This window comes from Mesorhizobium zhangyense (assembly GCF_011045115.1).
GTDB classification, from domain to species: domain Bacteria; phylum Pseudomonadota; class Alphaproteobacteria; order Rhizobiales; family Rhizobiaceae; genus Mesorhizobium_M; species Mesorhizobium_M zhangyense.
Genome location: NZ_JAAKZG010000029.1, coordinates 1 through 19,693 on the forward strand (window position 1 = coordinate 1; position 19,693 = coordinate 19,693).

The following is a 19,693-nucleotide window of genomic DNA, read 5'->3' on the forward strand; positions in this document are numbered from 1 at the left end:
GCAGAACCCCCGGCAGAGCTGCTCTTCTCCGCGGCGGCACTGGTCGCAGTGCTGGCAAGAGTCGACCAGACAGCCGACGGCGACATGATCACCGACCTTATGACGTTTGACGTCCTTGCCGACAGCAACCACACGGCCGACAATTTCGTAGCCAGGCTCAATGACCGTGACATGAATGCCCAGAGGCTCGAGCTCTGCGTGGAGGGACTCGCTCAGGCCTTCCACCGCAAATTTGGTGGATAAATAGACACCGAAACCTGGCCCCGCTCTGTACCCGCCGATCGAAGAGATGTTGAGGACCCGGCCCGCCCGGGCCTTGCGCATGTAAGGCAGGACAGCGCGCGTGACGTTCAATAGTCCGAATACGTTGGTCCGGTAGACGGCCTCAATTTCCGCAGCGCTTGCTTCCTCGACGCACCCATGACACCAAAGCCGGCATTATTGAGCAGGACGTCGATCCTGCCAAAGCGGTCCATTGCTGCCTTGGCAGCAGCGGCCGCTTGGTTCTCGTCTGTCACGTCCAGCGGTAGTGCTAGCAAGTTGTCGTGCGCGCCGAACCGGTCGATCATGGTGTTGGGATTGCGTGCGGTCGCGATCACCGCGTCGCCTTTAGCGAGCGCGCGCTCAGCGACAAGAGCGCCGAAGCCACGCGATGCGCCAGTGACGAACCAGGTTTTCATAAGTCCTACTTTCTATAAATTGTACGGTGCGGTCAGCGCGATGAGACCATGGTGCAGAATGACAGTTCCATCTCAACCGCGAGAAGCTCAGGGAACATGCCCAGAGCGGCCTTGGTGTACGGCTGCTCGAAATGCGCATCGAGATCGGCACCGCCAGTTCTCGTAAATGATCCAGACATTGGGATCGTCGTTGTTGCGATGGACATGGTAGTCGATCGACCCCTCCTCGAGGCGGGTCGGACCAACTAGTCCTTGAAGCGTCCGTCCAAGCGTGTCCGCGTACTCAGGTTTTGCGGTCAGCTTGGCAATGAGTGTGAGTTGGGAATGCATAGGCAAACTCTCCTTATAGGGTGGGTTTAGAGGCCGGCCACTGACATCTTGATGTTCTGGCCACCATCGACGGTGATGATCTGGCCGGTCACGTAACTGGACTGATCCGAGGTCAGCCACAGCATGGCATCGGCGACCTCTCCGGCCTGGCCTATCCGTTGCAGCGGCACATTGGCGTCCCAGTAGGCCTGCATGTCGCGCCCCTCTGTGAAACGATCCGACATCTCGGTCTTAATGAAACCCGGAGCGACGCAGTTCACGCGAATCCCTTCCGCGCCCAGCTCGACCGCCAGCGCGCGGGTCAAGGATTCGGATGCGCCCTTCGTCGCCGAGTAGACCGCCAGCAGCGCACCGCCCTGCCGTCCCCACAAGGACGAAACCATGATGATCGAGGCTCCCGGTCGGCGCAGATGCGGGATCGCATAGTGCGCGGTGAGCAAGGTGCCACGGATGTTCGTCTCGAGCACCGCGTCAATGTCCTCGACGCTCAGTTCCGACAACGGCAGGACATGCGGAGGCTCGATGCCGGCATTCGTGATCACCGCGTCGAGAGCGCCAAACTCTGTAGCGGCGCCGTCGATGAACGCCTGAACCTGACCCGCATCACGGACATCGGTGGCCTTGAACCAGGCCTTGCCGCCTAGGTTACGGATCTCTGCTGCCGCCACCTCACCGCGATCAGCGCGGCGACCCGAGATGGCGACGTTGGCTCCCAGCTTCGCAAAGGCGAGAGCCGAAGCGTAGCCGATACCGGATGTTGCCCCTGTGATCATAATAGTCTTTGCCATCGTAAACCTCCTCTTCGTTGAGATCAGTTGGCGGGATAGACGGCTTCCCAGCCGGCTTCCGGCCGCGTGGCCAGATCCCAGAATGTGTTCGCCGCACCGCGCGCTTCCGCTGAGCCGGGACTGACGAGCGTGGAAACCGTCGCGATAGCGATGCGGATGTTGCGTTTGGCCAAAGGCTCAGTGACCGCCTGCACGATGTTGCGCAGCGCCGCCTTGCCCAGCCCGATGCTTGCCCAGTCCGCGTGTGGCGTTACTGCAAGGCCGCCGCCCGTAATGAGGATGATGCCTCCCCTGACGCCGAACTGGCCGGCAGCCGCGCGAATGGTGTGAAGACCGCCCGCGACATTGATCGCGAGGTCACTCACCACCTCATCGTCAGTCATGCTGAACAGGTCTTGCTGACGCACGAGCGCGGCGTTGAAGTGAATTGCCGTGAGTCCGCCTGTTAGGCGGTCGGCTTCGGCGATCGCGTTGCGCAAAGCGGTAGGGTCGGTCGCATCCGCTGGCACGACACGGACGGCAATTTTCTCTGACATCAACTCTGCGGAGAGGACGGCGAGCCGCGACCTGTTTCGGCCGGTGAGCACGATGGTCCAGCCTTCGCGGCCGAACTTCTGAGCGACAGCCTGTCCAATGCCCGGACCGGCGCCGATGATCATAATGGATTTCGACATAATGGAATCCTTTCCAGATTGGACCGGCGCGCCGTTCGTTCAGGGCGTGCGGGCCTAGGCATGCGGGTTAGTCAAGCACCTCGGCCAATTCGATGAGGTTGCCGAACGGATCGGCGAAGAATGCGAGGCGTCTGCTGATGGCGGCGAGCTCGAACGGCTCGGTGACAATGGTGACGCCGCGGGCGCGCAGCTTCTCGACCGTCTCATTGACGCTGGTAACGTTCAGACAAAAATGGTGGTAGCCGCGGTATTTCAGGCTGTCGCCCAGATCGGAGTAGGGACGAACCTCCTGCGGACCCGGCTCACCTCCGCCCAGGATCTCAATGTAGAAGTGATCGTCGGTCGGCGGTGCGATGTAGGCGAGTTTCTCGTCGGCGTAATCCCACAGAGCCACGATACGGAAGTCGAGCTTATCGACATACCAGCGCAGTGCGGTGTCGAGGTCGGGTGTGCGTACCGCGACGTGATGTCCACGCATATCCGCAAAGTCGGATGAGGTGTTGTGAGCCGGGGGGATGAAGTCAGCCATGGTCTTGTCTCCTAGTTGGTTCGGCATCAGCGCCGTCCTGTGAAAAAACCTAGACGAATTCGATTGGGACGATTAGCGTTGTAATTTCCTATTAGACATGAGCGAGATTCAGTAATGAGGAGTACCGATTTGTCTGAGCTGGCGGCGTTTGATGCCGTGGCCCGTCATCGCAGCTTTCGCAAAGCGAGCGAGGAGCGAGGCGTCACGGCATCGGCGATCAGCCATGCTGTCACCAATCTCGAAAGCAGGGTGGGTATCAGGCTGCTGAACCGCACGACCCGCAGCGTGTCGCTCACGGACGCCGGCGCGATGCTGCTCTCTCAGCTCTCGCCTGCCTTCGGCGATATTGGTTCGGCGCTGGACGCACTTAACCAGTATCGCGACACGCCGTTCGGGAAGGTCCGAATCAATGCGCCAAATTCGATCGCGCCGTTCGTGTTCGGCCCTGTGATGGGCGCACTGGTCCTCCAGAACCCTAAGCTCGAGCTGGAAATTGTCGCGACCGACCGGCTCGTCGATATCGTCGATGAAGGCTTTGATGCAGGTATCCGGCTTGGCGAAAGTCTTCGCGAAGGCATGACCGCGGTGCGCATTAAGCCGCGCCTCCGCTTCGCCGTTGTCGGCTCGCCTGCTTACTTCGAGACGCACGCTGTGCCGAAGACGCCCGCGGATCTGCAGGGCCATAGCTGCGTGCGCAATATCTACCCCAGCGGTGCGGCATACGCCTGGTCGTTCAGCCATTTCGACAAGTCGATTGATTTCGAGCCGACCGGCCCGATCTCCCTCGATGACCACGAACTCATGGTCGAAGTAGCATTGGCAGGCGTGGCGCTCTCTTATGTCTGGGAAGGACGCGCCAAACCCTATATCGAGAATGGCCGCCTCATTCAGTGCCTTGCGTCGTGGTGCCCGCCAGAGGATTGGCTCTACCTGTACTATCCGACGCGCAGGCATATCTCCGCCAGCCTGCGTGCGGTGATCTCCGCATTGCGGGTGTAAGCAGACATGGACGGAGGGCTTAGCCTTCCGGGCAGGCAGCACCGGTCGCTATCCATTCGCCGACGAGAATGCCGAACGCTTCCTGTGAACCTGGTGCGGGTTCGCGACCGTCGCCGGGATTCCATGCCCATCCAACCAGGCTATCTTTAGCCATATGCTCGTGGATCTGCTCGAGTGTCCTGCCGCCGTTGCGCGTGAGGTCCTTGATTTGACGGCAGATTTCGCCAGGCGTTTTTCCTTGCCATGACATCGATGCGGGAGCGAGCATCCAGTGCGGGTGGCCGGGGATGGATGCGATATCGATACCTATGGTGCTGACGTTCTCGCTGCCATGGCAAGTGTTGCAATTAAGGCCTAGCGGCCCATGGCCTTCAGATCCTGCATCGATCGGCGGTGTATGGAGGCGCATCGCCTCGCCTTGTGTGGGCGAGCGCGTGGCCGGGTGACAATTCATGCAGCGCGGGCTTTCGATGACCCGCGCTGCGTCGAGAAAGAGTGCCACCGAACGCTCATGCGCCGGCTGCTGCACATCGGTAGCGGCCGTTTGATCGGCGGTCGAGCTTACGACATTGAGCGCGATGACGCCCGGGACTACCGTGCACAGCACTGCCAGGGAAGCCACCGCATGTAGGAAGTCCCGGGTCATGCTCAGACTCCGCGGAGGTCGGAAGGATTGAGCGGGAGTGTCAGCGCCCGAAACCCAGTTGCTGCAAAGACCGCGTTGGCCACTGCGGCGATGGCACCGGCCGTGCCAGGCTCGCCGACGCCGCCAGGCTCCTCGTCGCTATCGATTATGTGCACTTCTATGCGGGGAGCTTCGCGCATCCTGAGGACCGGATACGTGTCAAAGTTGGACTGCTCGACCTGGCCGCCCGCGATCGTCACCTGCCCATAGAGCACCGCAGACAGCCCGAAGATGATGCCGCCTTCGATCTGCGCACGGACGATGTCGGGATTCACGACATAGCCCGCATCGATGGCACAGATCACTTTCTGAACGGACACACGTCCGTTTATGTCGACTGCTACCTCGGCCACCATGCCGACATGGCTGTCGAAGCCACTGAACACCGCGGCCCCGCGACCATGGCGTGCCGGAAGGGTCTCATCCCACCCGGCATGTTGCACAGCGAGTTCGAGCGCCGCCCTCGGCCGCGCCGTATCGGCTGAGTTCATCATCGCCCGCCGGTACTCGACCGGGTCACGGCCGGCGCGGTGCGCGAGATCGTCGACGACACTTTCGACAATGAAGACGTTGCGGGTCGGTCCGACCCCTCGCCAGTTGCCGGTATGCAGGCCTTCTGGCGCCTCGTTGCGCGAGTATTCAATCAGGATGTTGGGAATGTCGTAAGGCCCGCTTGCGGCATTGACGACATCCAGATCCACGCCGTCTTTCTGATAGACCGGCAGAAAGCGCGACATGATATTCGGCCCGACGACCTTGTGTCGCCAGCTGGCAGGAGCGCCGCCGTCCCCCAATGCTACCGTCACCCGGCTGTGATTGTGATAGCGGAAGACTTCCTGCCGGATGTCCTCTTCACGGCTCCAGGTCACTTTCACCGGGCCGCTTACATGACGCGCCACCTGCACCGCCTGCGTGACGTAGTCGGTCTCGAGCCGTCGGCCGAAGCCACCGCCGAGGAACAGATTATGTATCGCGACGCGCTCGAGGGGCAGCCCAGCAGCATCGGCGGCCGCCTTCTGGGCCCTACCGACTACCTGACTGCCAACCCACACCTCACAGCGATCAGGTCGAAGATCGACGGTGCAGTTGAGCGGCTCCATGGCCGCATGCGCCAGCAGCGGAAGGCGAACTACGGCCTCGTAGCGATCCGTCGCCGTCATTTCTGTTTGGTCGACATCGCCAACGACGGTCGACACGATCCCAGACCTGCCGAGGGCCGCGTCGGCCGCATCCACCATTTGCTGCGTTGTCAGCGATGCATTCGCCCCTGCGTCCCACTCCATATTCAGGACCTCAAGGCCCTTCCATGCTGCCCAGGTGTTGGTCGCCACCACCGCGACGGCACGTTCAAGCCGCACAACCTGCTTTACGCCCGGCATCATCAGCGCGGCCGACGTGTCGACGCTCTTCATTTTACCGCCCAGGACCGGGCATGACGCCACTACAGCATACTGAACGCCCGGTGGTCGAGCATCGATTCCGAACTTGGCCGTGCCGTCGATTTTTGCCGGCGTGTCGAGGCGTCTCAGCGATTGGCCCACTACCCTGTAGTTTGAGCGTTGCTTGACTACCGGTGCGTCAGGCACGGGCAGCAGGGCGGCCTCTGCCGCCACTTCTCCGTAAGTCAGCGTGCGGCCGCTCGCATGGATGATCTGGCCGTTTTCAACTCGGCAGCTCTCGGACGAAACGCTCCACCGCTGCGCTGCCGCCGTGACGAGCATTTCCCGCGCAGCGGCACCGGCCGCCCGCAAGGTCCGCCACGCCCCTCGCAGCGACCCTGAGCCCCCGGTGATCTGGCCTCCGAACAATGGGCTCGCATATCGTCCCTCATCCGGTGGCGCCGCTTCATAAAGAACTCGGGCCGGATCAAGCTCGAGCTCTTCGGCGAGCAGCTGGACCTGCGAGGTATAGGCGCCTTGCCCCATCTCAACGTATGGCAGGACGAGGGTGACTGTGTTGTCAGCGCCTACACGAATGAAGGCGTTGAGATCGGAAGCGACGCCCTGCGACGCAGCTTGTCCAGAAAGCGGAAACCCCAAGAGGAGACCGCCCCCCAAGGCAGCGCTCGCCGTCAGGAATGCGCGTCGGCTTATGCCGTGGGATAGGATCGCGGTCACTTCGCCACCTCGCCCGCACTGGCGAGAATCTGCGCCGCTCGCTTGATGCCCGCCCTTATGCGCCCGTACGTCCCGCAGCGACAGATATTACCCGACATGACCGCGTCGATGTCAGCGTCTGTTGGTTGTACGTTGGCGGCGAGCAGGGCCGCCGCCGACATTAACTGTCCAGGCTGGCAGTATCCGCATTGGACGACGTCCAGTTCGCGCCAGGCTTGCTGAAGAGCGGACCCGACCTTGCCCTCGCCCAGCGTCTCGATCGTCCTTATCTCGGCTCCACCGACAAAGTCGATTGGCGTAACGCAGGAGCGCCGCGCTTCACCGTCGACATGCACAGTGCACGCGCCACACATGGCAATCCCGCACCCGAACTTGGTACCTGTGAGACCGAGGATGTCGCGCAACACCCACAGGACGGGCGTGCCTCCATCGACGTCGGCCTGATGTACCGCACCGTTCACTTGGAGATTATAGAGCACCCTTCACCTCCGTCGCTGGTTGATACGACGTTAGACGTGGGCCTCTGCTCGTGCTGTCGCGAGATTTCGAAAATTGTCGCGATCGTACAAAAAAGTGCGTATCGGTGCTATGAGGCACGTCTGTACTCGGAGGGCGTCATTCCCGTATGTCGCCGAAAGGCAGCAGAGAACGCTGAGCACGTCTGGTAGCCGACAGCCATGCTAACTTCCGTCACCGGCGCGGATGTTCCACTCAGTAGCGATTGCGCGTGCGCGATACGCTCGCGTGAAAGCCACTCGTTTGGCGTACAATCCATTGACAGGCGAAACGCTGTGCAAAAATATGATCGGCTTAGGGACACCAGATTTGCAAGCTCCTGCAGGCTAACGCGGCGATCAATGTTTTCCGCAATATGGCTTGTAAGATGGCGAAGCTGACGCTGGGATAAGCCACGACGTAGAGCGCTGCCATTCGTTTTGCTAAAGCTGTCAACGTTTTCCAGCACAGCCGATCTGCTCCTAAAACTAAGAGCAAAGGCGCGTGGCTCGGCATCCAATACGTCTGTTGTCGGCTTGACCTATGCTCGTGTCTCACTGCAGATACCTCAAGCCATAATATGCAATAAGTGCAGTTATGCTCTCTACAGTGATGAACCTAATTCAGCAGTCAAAGTGAACGCGCCGCCCGAAAGTCCGCTCGAAACTCAAGGAGTGGCGCGGTGTCCATGTTTGGTGGCGGCCAGATAATACGTCGGCCTAACCCTGCGCGCGCTAAATGAGCAAGGCTCCTAGGCTAACAAAGCATTGGTCGTTCGAGGCATATCTTAGGTCGCTGGCAGCTTGTCTGCTTTAGCTTGCACTGGAATGTTTCTGAAGGCAGGAATGAGGGCGCGTTGCTATCGCGTTGCAGCGGCGAGTCGAACGACCGCTTTCCCTGCACCGTCACCCAGAAGCTGTCGTTCTGCTCTCCACCCACCAGCCCGATCTTACGCGCGAACAGGGCCATCGTGCGAAGAGGTCATCCGCAGTACTCGGATGACCTCTTCAACTTCAGATTTCAGTTCGCTCTGCCAGGAGCAGCGCGTCCTCGATATCGACACCGAGGTACCGCACCGTATTCTCGATCTTGGTATGCCCGAGCAGAATCTGGATGGCGCGCAGGTTGCCCGTCGCCTTGTAGATCATTGCAGCCTTTGTCCTGCGCAGGGAGTGCGTGCCATAGTCCGATGCTCGAAGGCCAATCGCTGTGACCCATTCATCGACCAGACGGGCATATTGCCGTGTGCTCATATGGTGTGCATGATTGATCCGGCTTGGGAACGCGTGGTCATTCACTGTGCCGCCGCGCCGCTCCAGCCACGCCAGCAGGCTGGCACGCACATCGCTGGTCAGTTCGAATTGTACAGGACGTCCTGTCTTCTGTTGAACGACCATCGCCCTGCCTGAAGGTCTGGCTGGAAAGCCGCCGCCGCTTCCTGAAACCGTCGCAGTCCGGCGAGCCGACGGCACCGGCATCCGGCGTCGATCGGACGGTGAAGCCATGAACTCTGGCATCATCGACCGCTTCCTGGAGACCTTCACCTCCTACATCGATTCCGGCTTCGGCCTGCTCGGCACCGAGGTCGCGTTCCTGTCCTCGACGCTGATCGCGATCGACATCATGCTCGCCGGTCTCTTCTGGGCCTGGGGCGCCGACGAAGATGTTATCCAGCGCCTCGTCAGGAAGACGCTCTATATCGGCTTCTTCGCCTACATCGTCGGCAACTTCAACAGCCTGGCCCGGATCGTCTTCGAAAGCTTCTCCGGCCTCGGTCTCAAGGCCGCCGGATCCTCGCTCTCCAGCACCGAACTGCTGCACCCCGGCAGGGTGGCGCAGGTCGGCATCGATGCCGGCAATCCGATCCTGCAGGCCGCCGGCGACCTGATGGGCTATGTCAGTTTCTTCGAGAACTTCGTGCAGATCTTCGTGCTGATGACCGCGTGGGTGATCGTGCTGGTCGCCTTCTTCATCCTGGCGATCCAGATCTTCGTCACGCTGATCGAGTTCAAGCTGACGACGCTTGCCGGTTTCGTGCTGATCCCCTTTGCCTTCTTCAACAAGACCGCCTTCCTCGCCGAAAAGGTGCTCGGCAACATCGTCGCCTCCGGCGTTAAGATCCTGGTGCTTGCCGTCATCGTCGGCATCGGCTCGGGACTCTTCAGTGAGTTCACCGCCGGCTTCTCCGAACAGCCGACCATTTCCGAAGCGCTGTCGCTCGTGCTCGGTGCGCTTGCGCTGATGGGTCTCTCGATCTTCGGTCCCGGGATTGCGACCGGCCTTGTATCCGGCGCGCCCCAGCTTGGCGCAGGTGCGGCCGTCGGAACGGGTCTTGCGGCCGCCGGCCTTGGCGCTGCCGGCTATGTCGGCGCGCGAACCGGCATGGGTGCTGCGGCCAGCATGGTCGGCGGCGCGATGCGAGGAGGGGCGGTTGCTGCCGGTGGTGCCAGCACCGCCTATGGGCTGGCCAGTGCATCCTCCGATGTGGGCAGCGCCGGGCGCGCCGCGGCGGGTATCGCCGGCATGGCCAGGGCCGGCGCCGGCTTTGTCATGAGCAAGGCGAAGGAAGCCGCAGGCCGCTCCAACGAGACGCTGCGCGCCAGCTACGAGGCAGGGCAGGCGGCTGGCTGGAAGGCGACGGGCGGCAGCAATGACGTCGGCGGCGGTGCGTCGGCAAGCGCCGGTGACCCCGAGGGCGGAGCCGCGCAATCCTCTTCGCCGCCGCCCTGGGCCGAGCGCATGCAGCGCAAGCAAGCCTTCCAACATGGCGTCAGCACCGCCGCCCATTCCGTCCGTTCTGGCGATCACGGCGGCGGCTCGCTTTCCGTTTCTCTCAATCAGGATGACCATCGATGAACCCGTTCAAACGCGCCTCCGTGCGCTATGCCCGTACGCCAGAGCCCGAAACTCCCTATCTGAAGGCCGCCCAGGTCTGGGACGAGCGGATTGGCTCCGCCCGCGTCCAGGCCCGAAACTGGAGGCTGATGGCCTTCGGGTCGCTTCTTCTCGCCGGTGGCTTTGCCGCCGCCCTGATCTGGCAATCAACCCAAGGCACCGTGGTGCCCTGGGTGGTGCAGATCGACAAGCTTGGCGAAGCGCAGGCGGTGGCACCTGCGACAGCCGACTACGGGCCGACCGATCCGCAGATCGCCTGGCATCTCGCCCGCTTCATCGAAAACGTCCGAGCGATCCCGGCCGACGCGGTGATCGTGCGCCAGAACTGGCTGCGCGCCTACGAGTTCACGACGGATCGCGGCGCGGTGGCGCTCAACGACTACGCCCGCGCCAATGACCCGTTCACCAAGGTCGGCAAGATCCAGGTCGCCGTCGACGTCTCCTCCGTCATCCGCGCCTCGCCGGAGAGCTTCCGCGTCGCCTGGAGCGAGCGCCGTTACGAAAACGGGCAACTCGCATCCACCGAGCGCTGGACCGCCATCCTCACCGTCGTGATCGAACAGCCGCGCACGCCCGACAAGCTGCGCGCCAACCCGCTCGGGGTCTTTGTCAACGCCATCAACTGGTCAAAGGAGCTTTCGCAATGAAGGGGGCAACAGGAATATCCATGAACAGAATCCGATCGGGCAGGGGCGCCGCGCTGGTAACGGCGCTGCTGGCAGCGACGGCGCTCGCCGGCTGCGCAAAGAAGTACATTCCGCCGGAGATTGACTATGACGATGCGGCACCCGCCGTGAAGCTCGCCGATCCGGTCCGGCCGGTGAAGGTCGTCGAACTGCCGAAGCCGCTGCCGCTCCCGGGCCAGCTAAAACCGATCGACGAGGGCAAGAAGAAGCAGGACAATCTCGATCCGAAGGCGCGGATCGCTGCCGCCAACGAGGCAGCCCGCATGCAGCCAGTCCGCGACGGCTTCATCAATGCTGTGCAGGTCTATCCCTTCGCGATCGGCGCGCTCTATCAGGTCTATGCCGCACCCGGCCAGGTGACCGACATCGCGCTGCAGCCGGGCGAGCAACTGGTCGGCGCCGGTCCCGTCGCCGCCGGCGATACGGTGCGCTGGATCATAGGCGATACCGAAAGCGGCTCGGGTGCTGCCAAGCAGGTCCATATCCTGGTCAAGCCGACGCGATCCGATCTTCAGACCAATCTCATCATCAACACCAACCTGCGCACCTATCATCTCGAACTGCGCTCGACCGAAATGACCTATATGGCCTCGGTCTCCTGGCAGTATCCGGCCGACCAACTGATCGCGCTGAGGCGTCAGAACACGCGCGCGGCCGAGACCCAGGCTGCGGCGAGCGGCGTCGATCTGCATAGCCTCAATTTCCGCTACCGGATCGAGGGCGACAGCGCCCCTTGGCGGCCGCTGCGCGCCTTCGACGATGGGTCGAAGGTCTATATCGAATTCCCCTCCGGCATCGCTCAGGGAGAAATGCCGCCGCTCTTCGTCGTTGGCCCTTCCGGCAATTCCGAGCTCGTGAACTACCGCGCCCGGCAGAACTACTATGTCGTCGATCGGCTGTTCGCAGCCGCTGAACTCCGTCTTGGCGACAAGGACAGCCAGCGGCGCGTGCGCATCGTCCGCACCGACGGGCGCCGCCTCGGAAACCGCACGGCTCTATTCTCCTCGGAGAGAAGCCGATGACAGGTCCCTCCGATCTCAAGGCGGAGTTTCGGCTGAGGCCGGAGCCGCCACGCGTCACCCGGCTGTCACGCAAGGTGCTGATCGGTCTCGGCGGCGTATCGGGGCTTGCGATCGCTGCAGCGCTGTTCTTCGCGCTCGACACCACCAGGCAACAAGGGCAGGCGCCGTCCGAGCTCTACAACACCGAAAACCGCACCCCGGCCGAAGGCCTCGCCAACCTGCCGAAGGACTATACTGGTATCCCGAAACTTGGGCCCGCGCTTCCAGGTGACCTCGGCAAGCCGATCCTCAAGGCCCAAGAGGAGGGCAAGCCGGTCGTGCTCCCCTCGATCCAGACGCCACGCGCCGATCCGGGAGAGCAGCGCCGTCTAGCCGAAATCGAGGCTGCGCGCGTCGCCAAGCTTTTTACAGACAGCCGCGGCGAGCGCACCGACACCAATCAGCCCGTGACCACGCGGACGACCACGGCTGATCCAAATGCGCTGACGCAACCGGATACTCTCCCGCCGCTCGATGCTGGTGCTTCACAAAACATGCAGGATCGCAAGCTTGCATTCGTCAATGCCGAGGCCGACCGGCGCACCGTGAGCTCAGATCGCGTCGAGGAGAAGGTCTCGCCCTATGTCTTGCAGGCTGGGTCCGTGATCGCCGCAGCCCTCATCACCGGCATCAAGTCCGATCTGCCCGGCTCGATCACCGCGCAGGTGACGGAGAATGTCTATGACAGCCCGAGTGGCGCGCATCTCCTCATTCCGCAGGGTGCCCGTCTCATCGGCCAGTATGACAGTCAGGTCGCCTTCGGACAGTCGCGCGTGCTGCTTGTCTGGAACCGCGTCGTCATGCCTGATGGTACCTCCATCGTGCTCGAACGCCTTCAGGGCACCGATCCCCAAGGCTTCTCCGGCCTCGAGGACGAGGTCGACTATCACTGGGGACAGCTGTTCAAGGCGGCTGCACTCTCGACACTGCTTGGGGTCGGCACGCAGATCGGCAGCGACGACGAGGAAAGCGAGATCGCCCAGGCGATACGCGAAAGCGCGCAGGGCACGGCGTCGAATGTCGGCCAGCAGATCGTCAGCCGGCAGCTCAACATCCAGCCGACTCTCACCATTCGACCTGGGTTCCCCGTTCGCGTGATTGTCAATCGTGATCTTCTCATGCAGGCCTATGGCGCTGCGAAGGAGCCGACATGACCAAACTGAAACTCTCCACCATTGCGGATGATAAACCAGTGAAGGTCGCCATCGAACTGCCGGCGGCGGTGTTTCGGGATCTGCAGGCTTATGCGGCGATATTGGCGAAGGCGAATGGGGAGGCGTCGCCAGCAGAACCCGCGAGGCTTATAGCTCCGATGATCTCCAAATTTATGGAGACGGATCGGGAGTTCAGAAAAGAAAAGAAGGCAAGGCAATGACGACGTCGCACCGCGGCCTTTTCAGATCACACGGCGATCTCGAACGGCCAGCCATGGTAACTCGAAAGCGCTCCGTCCTCGCCTCGTTTGACGGTTAACCTGTAACGCATTCCAACAGCGCTTTCTCGAACGTCTTTTGGGCACGACTTGATCGGCATTGCTATGTCGTAGCCTTGTCCATCGACTGCTCGTACCTCAGTCTTCCCGTTGTCGACCGCTACGATCTCGACGACTATCTGCTCATGCTTGGGGTGGCCGTGCTTCTTGGGACTTTGATCCTCAATGAACATAAGAGCCGACGGTATTTTTCGGACATCGAGCTGCTGCATATTGCGCATCAGGCTAATCTTTGAAAACAGCGGCAGGTTGTCCGATCTATCTTCCTTGCTCTTGTGAGTGATGATCCCGAAAATGACCTTGAAGTCGAAGGAATCGAGAGGCGCGAGAAATATCGCGGAGTCGTTTCCGTTTAGTTTTCCCGTCACCAGCGCCTTCATTTTTTCGCGAGATGCCGTCTCGAGCTGAATAAGGTCCGCCGAATTGACGCCTTGGTTAAATAGATGGCTCAGGTGAGAGGAGCGGGTAGAGATTTTCAGATGGTACAAGAACGCTCGGTGGCCGCAGGACGCCCTGGCGTCGGTGGTGACGGTATAAATGTCGCACGGCTCGATTTCTGTGCTGCCCGCTGGGCTGATGTCGGTCTGGTCGAGACAGATGAAGGCATTGTTCCAATGGGGAATGGCAGCGTTGTAGCCCCCCTCGCTGTAAACCGCCTTGCCGTCCTTTTCGGCATCATGATTGTAAGGTGGCAAATCGGAGTCAACGCATTTAGCGTCCAGATAATTCTTCAGCCGCTCGATGTAGCTTTTCTCGACGCGATACCATTTTCCCTCGCACAAGTGGTAGACAATGCCTTCTCCGAGAGGCTCTCCGTCATAGATCAGAGATCGATAGACGCTGTAGCTCCGACCGGGCGCGCCATCGACGTCGGTTAACATCATCCGGAAGGTCCTGAAGGCCTCGATGGTCATCCCAGCGAGGTTGTAGTCATCCCCAAGAAATTCGTAGAACTCTTCGATCGAAATGTCCGGAAAGACGTGGCTCGCCCGTCCGTCGCCCTGAAAGATGCAGCACGTGTTGTCCCGATAATCAATGATGTCGGGGATCGTCAGCGTCGCTTTGCCGTCCTTGGCCTTTAGGGAGGACAGCAGCAACTCATCGAGTTCGGCAATTTTTGAAGGATCGTTGACCGGCGATATATTCTGTATGTTGGGAAACGAGGCCTTATAGTCTTCTGCGTCGTAGAGGGTGAGCAAGGTTTCGCAAATGCCTGGCAACTCGCCGGGCTCGAGATTAAGGCTCACCTTAAGCGATGCAGAGCCAGTCGCATTCCTGAACAGTTCTTCGTACTCCTTCTTAACCCTGCCGGTTAGACTTTTGATGATCTCGCTGTTGCCGTCGAAATCAAGATAGGTCAGCTCGGTCGAGACCGGCACCTGCGTTCTCTTGCGGCGCGCGACGCCGGGCGCGACCATGTCCGCACTCTTCAATTCGTTTGGATCGACGCTATTCAGTGTTACCCGCAAGCCGAAATCGTATTCATAGGCGGCGTCGTTCAGATGATGAAACACCTGCCCGAAGGATAGAGCAAACCACCGGTCGCCGACGGGAAGGAAGACGAGCGCCCCCTTGAATTGCTGCAGGAGTGTTTCGGTGACGCCGAAATAGCTTCTCCACCATGGAGGTTTCGGATCGGAGTCGAGGATATAAAGAACTGCGCCTTCCGGCAGGTCAGTTGCTTCCGCCGCGTCAAGATCGTGATCTTCTCTCAAAGAATTTGTTGCGTCGTATTCTTCTTTTAGAAGATAAATAGAAAACGGTCGTGCTCTACTCATTGTGATCCCCAAGCCCGCCGAACTCTACCAAAAGTTGGCGCAAAAGAAAGCACATTCCCGTAATCGCACCACCCGAACTGTCGCAGATTCTGGCGCATTAGAACTCAGCACTGTTCCGGAGCGAGTTGCGATGCATTAAGCCGAGACATGGATTATTCGCGAGGTTGGTGCATAGCTCCGTCGGCCCTAAAAAGACGCAAACGCCGCTTTGACAACGCACTGCGTTTGCCAAGGGAGGCCCAGCCTTCAAGCGAGCTCTTACAAGATGCCCTGAAATGGACTGGCTTACCCTGTTCTCCTCTGTTATAGTTCCTGAAAACAGCGGGGGCGATCATGAAAGATGCACCTGACCAGGCCATGACTGTGCGGGACGTCGCCGGCTACCTGAATGTCGATGAGAAGACGGTTTACCGTCTCGCCAAGCGTGGCGACCTGCCAGGGTTCAAGGTGGCTGGAGCGTGGCGCTTCAAAAGATCGGACCTCGATAGCTGGATCGATTTGCAGAAAAAAGCTGCACAGAACAAGCATAAGGGGGCCGAGTGAGCGATCTGAACATCAGCAATTTCATCTGGAACATCGCCGATGACGTTCTACGCGATGTCTATGTTCGTGGCAAATACAGGGATGTCATCCTGCCGATGACTGTCATTCGCCGTCTCGATGCCGTGCTCGAACCCACTAAAAATGCGGTTCTGGCGATGAAAGCGCAGTTGGACAAAGCAGGAGTTGCCAATCAGCACGCTGCGCTCTGCCAAGCGTCGGGCGAAGCGTTCTACAACACATCCCAGTTCCGACTTCGCGACCTTGCTTCTCGCGCACGTCGCCAGCAGCTGAAATCAGACTTTGAAGCATATCTCGATGGCTTCTCGCCGAATGTTCAAGAGGTGCTCGACAAGTTCAAGTTCCGCAATCAGATCCCGACTCTTGTCGAAGCTGATGTGCTCGGGTTTCTGATCGAAAAATTCCTCGACCCTGGGGTCAATCTCAGCCCGAAGCCCGTACTGCACCAAGACGGCACCGAGCGTCTGCCGGGCCTCGATAACCACTCCATGGGCACGATTTTCGAGGAGCTGATTAGGCGGTTCAACGAAGAGAATAACGAGGAGGCAGGAGAGCACTTCACCCCGCGCGACGTAGTGGAACTCATGGCCTACCTGATCTTCATGCCTATCGCGGATCAAATTCAGTCAGGTACCTATCTCGTCTACGATGGTGCCTGCGGCACGGGAGGCATGCTGACGGTAGCGGAAGAGACGCTGATCAAGTTGGCGACCGACCACGGGAAAGAGGTGGCGGTCCACCTCTACGGGCAGGAGGTCAATCCCGAAACATTCGCCATCAGCAAGGCGGACCTCATCTTAAAAGGTGAAGGGGCCGAAGCTGAGAACATGAAGTATGGCTCGACGCTCTCCAGCGATGCATTCCCATCGAGTGAGTTCGACTTCATGCTTTCGAACCCGCCCTACGGCAAGAGCTGGAAATCCGATCTCGACCGGCTCGGCGGCAAGAAAGATATCACCGACCCCCGCTTCGTGATCGAGCACGATGGCGATCCCGAGTACAACCTGATCACGCGCTCCAGCGATGGCCAGATGGTGTTTCTAGCCAACATGCTGAGCAAGATGAAGAAGGCCACCAAGGTCGGCAGCCGAATCTCCGAGGTCCACAATGGCTCATCTCTATTCACGGGCGATGCAGGATCGGGTGAGAGCAATGTGCGGCGCTGGGTCATCGAGAATGATTGGCTTGAGGCCATCATCGCGCTGCCGCTGAACATCTTCTACAACACAGGTATCGCGACTTACATTTGGGTGCTCAGCAATCGCAAGGCAGAGTCCCGCAAGGGCAAGGTCCAGCTGATTGACGCGACGGCGTGGTTCAAACCTCTGCGGAAAAACCTCGGCAAGAAGAACTGCATTCTCGGACCGGATGACATCAAGCGCATTTGCGACAGCTTCCTCAATAGCGAGGAAAGCGAGCAGTCGAAGATATTCCCCAACGCGGCGTTCGGTTATTGGAAGGTGACGGTCGAGCGGCCATTGCGCTTGAAGATTGAACTGTCTGCGAGCGCGCAGCGGCGCTTCGCGAACACGTGCGCGGAGGCTGCTGAAGAGCCCCTCATGGGCGTTGTGGAAGCAGTAGCCGAGCGGCTTGGCGAAGGCCCCCATCTCGATTTCAACCGCTTCCTTGAAGAAGCCGAAGCTGTGGCGGACAAGCGCGGCGTCCGTATGACGACCAAGCGCCAGAAGCTCCTGATGGCAGGGTTGGGCATCAGGGATCCCGGGGCGGAACCCGTCATCAAGAAGGTGTCGAAGATCAAGCCGGGCGCCGATGCGGAATCTGATGCGCTGTACGGCAACTACCATCGGACCGTCGGTGGCAAACCAGCGAACGTCGAATTCGAGCCTGACACTGAGTTGAGGGACACCGAACAGGTGCCGTTTTTGGAAGACGGCGGTATCGAGGCGTTCTTCTGTCGCGAGGTTCTGCCTCATGCGGCCGACGCCTGGATCGATCCGTCCAAGACGGTCATCGGGTATGAAATCTCTTTCACGAGGCACTTCTACAAGCCACAGCCGCTGCGGACGCTTCAGGAGATTGAAGCAGACATCCGGGCGCTTGAGCTGGAAACTGAGGGCCTTCTTGAAGACGTGCTGACGGGAGGCCGCTGAGCATGGCCACCCAACGCTACTCCGTCACCCCGCATCCGATCGAAACCCTTCTCACCTGGGTGAAGTCCGGCGAGATCGCGATACCGGAAATCCAACGCCCTTTCGTCTGGGATGCGACCAAGGTCCGCAACCTTCTGGACTCACTTTATCAAGGTTACCCGGTTGGCTATCTGATCGCCTGGAGAAACCCTTCGGTCAGACTGAAAGACGGCTCCACATCCTCGGGCAAACGCATTCTGATTGACGGGCAGCAGCGCGTAACTGCACTAATGGCCGCGTTGCTAGGCCAGGAGGTTCTGACAAAGGATTACGAGACGGTACGCATTAGGATCGCGTTTCACCCGGTCGAGGAGCGCTTCGAGGTCTCGAACCCGGCCATCCAGAAGGACGCCTCGTGGATTCCTGACCTAGCGACGGTCTTCGCGCCTGACGCCAGCCTGACCAAGCTCACGCGTGAATACACAGCACGCAATCCAGACGCTGATCAGGACCAGATTTCTTTGGTGCTGGAGAAGGTTCGCAAGATTATCAACAACCAGGTCGGTATTATCGAGCTAGCCGAAGACCTCGACATCGAGACGGTTACTGAGATCTTTATCCGGGTGAATTCGGCGGGGGCATCGCTCAGCCAAGCGGATTTCGCCATGTCGAAAATCGCGGCGAACGAAACCTATGGCGGCAACATGCTGCGCAAGGCGATTGACTATTTCTGCCACCTCGCCGTCGCGCCGGAGTTCCTGTCACGCATCGAGAAGGGCGACAAGGCCTTCGCAGCATCCGAGTTCCTGCCGAAGATGCGCTGGCTGAAAGACGTGAACGACGACCTCTACGACCCGTCCTATACCGACATGCTGCGCGTGGCGTTCACGTCGGAGTTCCGCAGGGGTAAGCTTCAAGACCTCGTTGCACTGCTGTCGGGCCGAAATTTCGAGACGAAGCAGTACGAGGAGACAGTCGCCGAGGAGGCTTTCGCCCGCCTGAAGACTGGCGTCTTGAACTTCATCAATAAAACGCATTTCGATCGCCTGACGATGATCCTCCGCTCGGCAGGTTTCGTCACAGCCGGCCTGATCCGCAGCCAGAACGCGATCAACTTCGCCTATATTCTCTACCTTCGTGGCCGTACAGAGGGGATGCCGGCCGCTGACATTGAGCGCCTCGTCCGGCGCTGGTACGTCATGTCGCTTCTGCGCGGGCGGTATTCGGGCAGCCCTGAAACGGCCTTCGATTTCGACATTCGCCAGATCGAGTCCCGCGGCCTGGCTGCGTACACCGAAGCGGTGATCGATGCCGAGCTCCCTCAAAGCTTCTGGGACACATTGTTACCCCAAGAGATGGATACCTCTTCCGCCTCGAGCCCCAATTTCCTCGTCTACCAGGCAGCGCAGGTGAAGCTTGGCGACCTCGGGTTCCTGTCTAGAGACATCACCGTGCGTGACCTGCTCCTGAATCGCAGCGACGTGCACCATGTCTACCCACGCAATCACCTCAAGGGCCAGGGCCTCACGCGCGGCCGCTACAACCAGATCGCCAACTTCGTCCTTGCCCAGAGCGAGATCAACATTTGCATCGGTGACCGCGACCCGAAGACTTACTTCAGTGAGCTAGCGGACCAGTGCAACGGCGGCGTCAAGAAGTATGGTGGCATCACGACGATTGAGGAGATGCGGGCCAACTTTCGGATGAGTTGCTTGCCGGATTGCATGCTGGACGGAGAGATCCCGGCCTTCGATGACTTCCTGGAACAGCGACGCAAGCTGATGGCCCGGAAGATAAAAACCTATTTCGAGCGGCTCTGAATTGCCGTCGGGG

General features: G+C 60.1%; 19 protein-coding genes and 2 pseudogenes. 9 read left to right on the top strand and 12 right to left on the bottom strand.

The window, feature by feature from the left end:
- The 6 genes and pseudogenes from G6N74_RS29570 to G6N74_RS29590 all read right to left on the bottom strand — a co-directional run.
- Positions 1–680, bottom strand: a pseudogene (locus G6N74_RS29570) (SDR family NAD(P)-dependent oxidoreductase); the annotation flags it as partial.
- A gap of 32 nt (positions 681–712) precedes the next feature.
- The gene (locus G6N74_RS31080) at positions 713–859 is read right to left on the bottom strand and encodes an NIPSNAP family protein (RefSeq protein WP_246246068.1); all 147 of its coding nucleotides are present in this window, start codon (positions 857–859) and stop codon (positions 713–715) included.
- Positions 860–890: 31 nt separating this feature from the next.
- Positions 891–1,010: pseudogene (locus tag G6N74_RS31085) on the bottom strand (putative quinol monooxygenase); the annotation flags it as partial.
- Positions 1,011–1,036: 26 nt separating this feature from the next.
- A complete protein-coding gene (locus G6N74_RS29580; RefSeq protein WP_165121579.1) occupies positions 1,037–1,798 on the bottom strand; it encodes an SDR family NAD(P)-dependent oxidoreductase in 762 nt (253 codons plus the stop codon).
- A 23-nt stretch (positions 1,799–1,821) separates the two neighbouring features.
- The gene (locus G6N74_RS29585) at positions 1,822–2,472 is read right to left on the bottom strand and encodes an SDR family oxidoreductase (protein WP_165121580.1); all 651 of its coding nucleotides are present in this window, start codon (positions 2,470–2,472) and stop codon (positions 1,822–1,824) included.
- A gap of 67 nt (positions 2,473–2,539) precedes the next feature.
- On the bottom strand, positions 2,540–3,001 hold the full coding sequence (locus G6N74_RS29590; RefSeq protein ID WP_165121581.1) for a VOC family protein: 462 nt from the start codon (positions 2,999–3,001) through the stop codon (positions 2,540–2,542).
- Positions 3,002–3,115: 114 nt separating this feature from the next.
- Between G6N74_RS29590 and G6N74_RS29595 the strand changes: the two genes are divergently transcribed.
- Entirely contained in the window at positions 3,116–4,000 is an 885-nt protein-coding gene (locus tag G6N74_RS29595) for a LysR family transcriptional regulator (protein WP_165121582.1), read from the top strand.
- Between the two features lie 19 nt (positions 4,001–4,019).
- On the opposite strand, the gene G6N74_RS29600 is transcribed toward G6N74_RS29595, so the two are convergent.
- From G6N74_RS29600 to G6N74_RS29620, 5 genes are all read right to left on the bottom strand, one after another.
- Positions 4,020–4,646, bottom strand: a complete 627-nt coding sequence (locus G6N74_RS29600; RefSeq protein ID WP_165121583.1) for an Isoquinoline 1-oxidoreductase subunit — start codon at positions 4,644–4,646, stop codon at positions 4,020–4,022.
- Positions 4,647–4,648: 2 nt separating this feature from the next.
- A complete protein-coding gene (locus G6N74_RS29605) occupies positions 4,649–6,724 on the bottom strand; it encodes a xanthine dehydrogenase family protein molybdopterin-binding subunit (RefSeq protein ID WP_246246064.1) in 2,076 nt (691 codons plus the stop codon).
- Between the two features lie 74 nt (positions 6,725–6,798).
- On the bottom strand, positions 6,799–7,281 hold the full coding sequence (locus G6N74_RS29610; RefSeq protein WP_165121585.1) for a (2Fe-2S)-binding protein: 483 nt from the start codon (positions 7,279–7,281) through the stop codon (positions 6,799–6,801).
- Positions 7,282–7,388: 107 nt separating this feature from the next.
- Positions 7,389–7,766 carry a helix-turn-helix domain-containing protein gene (locus G6N74_RS31610; protein ID WP_165121586.1) on the bottom strand — a complete coding sequence of 126 codons (378 nt, stop codon included), beginning with the start codon at positions 7,764–7,766 and terminating at the stop codon, positions 7,389–7,391.
- 544 nt (positions 7,767–8,310) lie between these two features.
- A complete protein-coding gene (locus tag G6N74_RS29620) occupies positions 8,311–8,775 on the bottom strand; it encodes a tyrosine-type recombinase/integrase (RefSeq protein WP_205826927.1) in 465 nt (154 codons plus the stop codon).
- Positions 8,776–8,800: 25 nt separating this feature from the next.
- Here G6N74_RS29620 and trbL point away from each other — a divergent pair, with 25 nt between their 5' ends.
- From trbL to G6N74_RS29645, 5 genes are read left to right on the top strand one after another with little or no spacing between them, the layout of a single operon-like run.
- Complete coding sequence (gene trbL, locus G6N74_RS29625; protein WP_165121587.1) at positions 8,801–10,153, top strand: P-type conjugative transfer protein TrbL; 1,353 nt, start codon at positions 8,801–8,803, stop codon at positions 10,151–10,153.
- Positions 10,150–10,839, top strand: a complete 690-nt coding sequence (gene trbF, locus G6N74_RS29630) for a conjugal transfer protein TrbF (protein WP_165121588.1) — start codon at positions 10,150–10,152, stop codon at positions 10,837–10,839. Before trbL ends, trbF begins: the two co-directional genes overlap by 4 nt.
- 20 nt (positions 10,840–10,859) lie before the next feature.
- On the top strand, positions 10,860–11,900 hold the full coding sequence (gene trbG / locus G6N74_RS29635; RefSeq protein ID WP_165121589.1) for a P-type conjugative transfer protein TrbG: 1,041 nt from the start codon (positions 10,860–10,862) through the stop codon (positions 11,898–11,900).
- The gene (locus G6N74_RS29640; protein ID WP_165121590.1) at positions 11,897–13,093 is read left to right on the top strand and encodes a TraB/TrbI/VirB10 family type IV secretion system protein; all 1,197 of its coding nucleotides are present in this window, start codon (positions 11,897–11,899) and stop codon (positions 13,091–13,093) included. The genes trbG and G6N74_RS29640 overlap by 4 nt, the downstream gene beginning before the upstream one ends.
- Complete coding sequence (locus G6N74_RS29645) at positions 13,090–13,314, top strand: DUF2274 domain-containing protein (protein ID WP_165121591.1); 225 nt, start codon at positions 13,090–13,092, stop codon at positions 13,312–13,314. The genes G6N74_RS29640 and G6N74_RS29645 overlap by 4 nt, the downstream gene beginning before the upstream one ends.
- Before the next feature lie 26 nt (positions 13,315–13,340).
- Here G6N74_RS29645 and G6N74_RS29650 read toward each other — a convergent pair whose 3' ends face one another.
- Positions 13,341–15,209: a DUF6119 family protein gene (locus G6N74_RS29650; protein WP_165121592.1), complete on the bottom strand. Its 1,869-nt coding sequence runs from the start codon at positions 15,207–15,209 to the stop codon at positions 13,341–13,343.
- Positions 15,210–15,542: 333 nt separating this feature from the next.
- Between G6N74_RS29650 and G6N74_RS29655 the strand changes: the two genes are divergently transcribed.
- The 3 genes from G6N74_RS29655 to G6N74_RS29665 are packed head-to-tail and all read left to right on the top strand — an operon-like array spanning position 15,543 to position 19,680.
- On the top strand, positions 15,543–15,752 hold the full coding sequence (locus tag G6N74_RS29655; RefSeq protein WP_165121593.1) for a helix-turn-helix domain-containing protein: 210 nt from the start codon (positions 15,543–15,545) through the stop codon (positions 15,750–15,752).
- Positions 15,749–17,881, top strand: a complete 2,133-nt coding sequence (locus G6N74_RS29660) for a type I restriction-modification system subunit M (protein ID WP_165121594.1) — start codon at positions 15,749–15,751, stop codon at positions 17,879–17,881. The genes G6N74_RS29655 and G6N74_RS29660 overlap by 4 nt, the downstream gene beginning before the upstream one ends.
- A 2-nt stretch (positions 17,882–17,883) precedes the next feature.
- Positions 17,884–19,680 (top strand): GmrSD restriction endonuclease domain-containing protein, encoded by a 1,797-nt coding sequence (locus G6N74_RS29665; RefSeq protein WP_165121595.1) that lies wholly within the window; start codon positions 17,884–17,886, stop codon positions 19,678–19,680.
- Positions 19,681–19,693 lie beyond the last annotated feature (13 nt).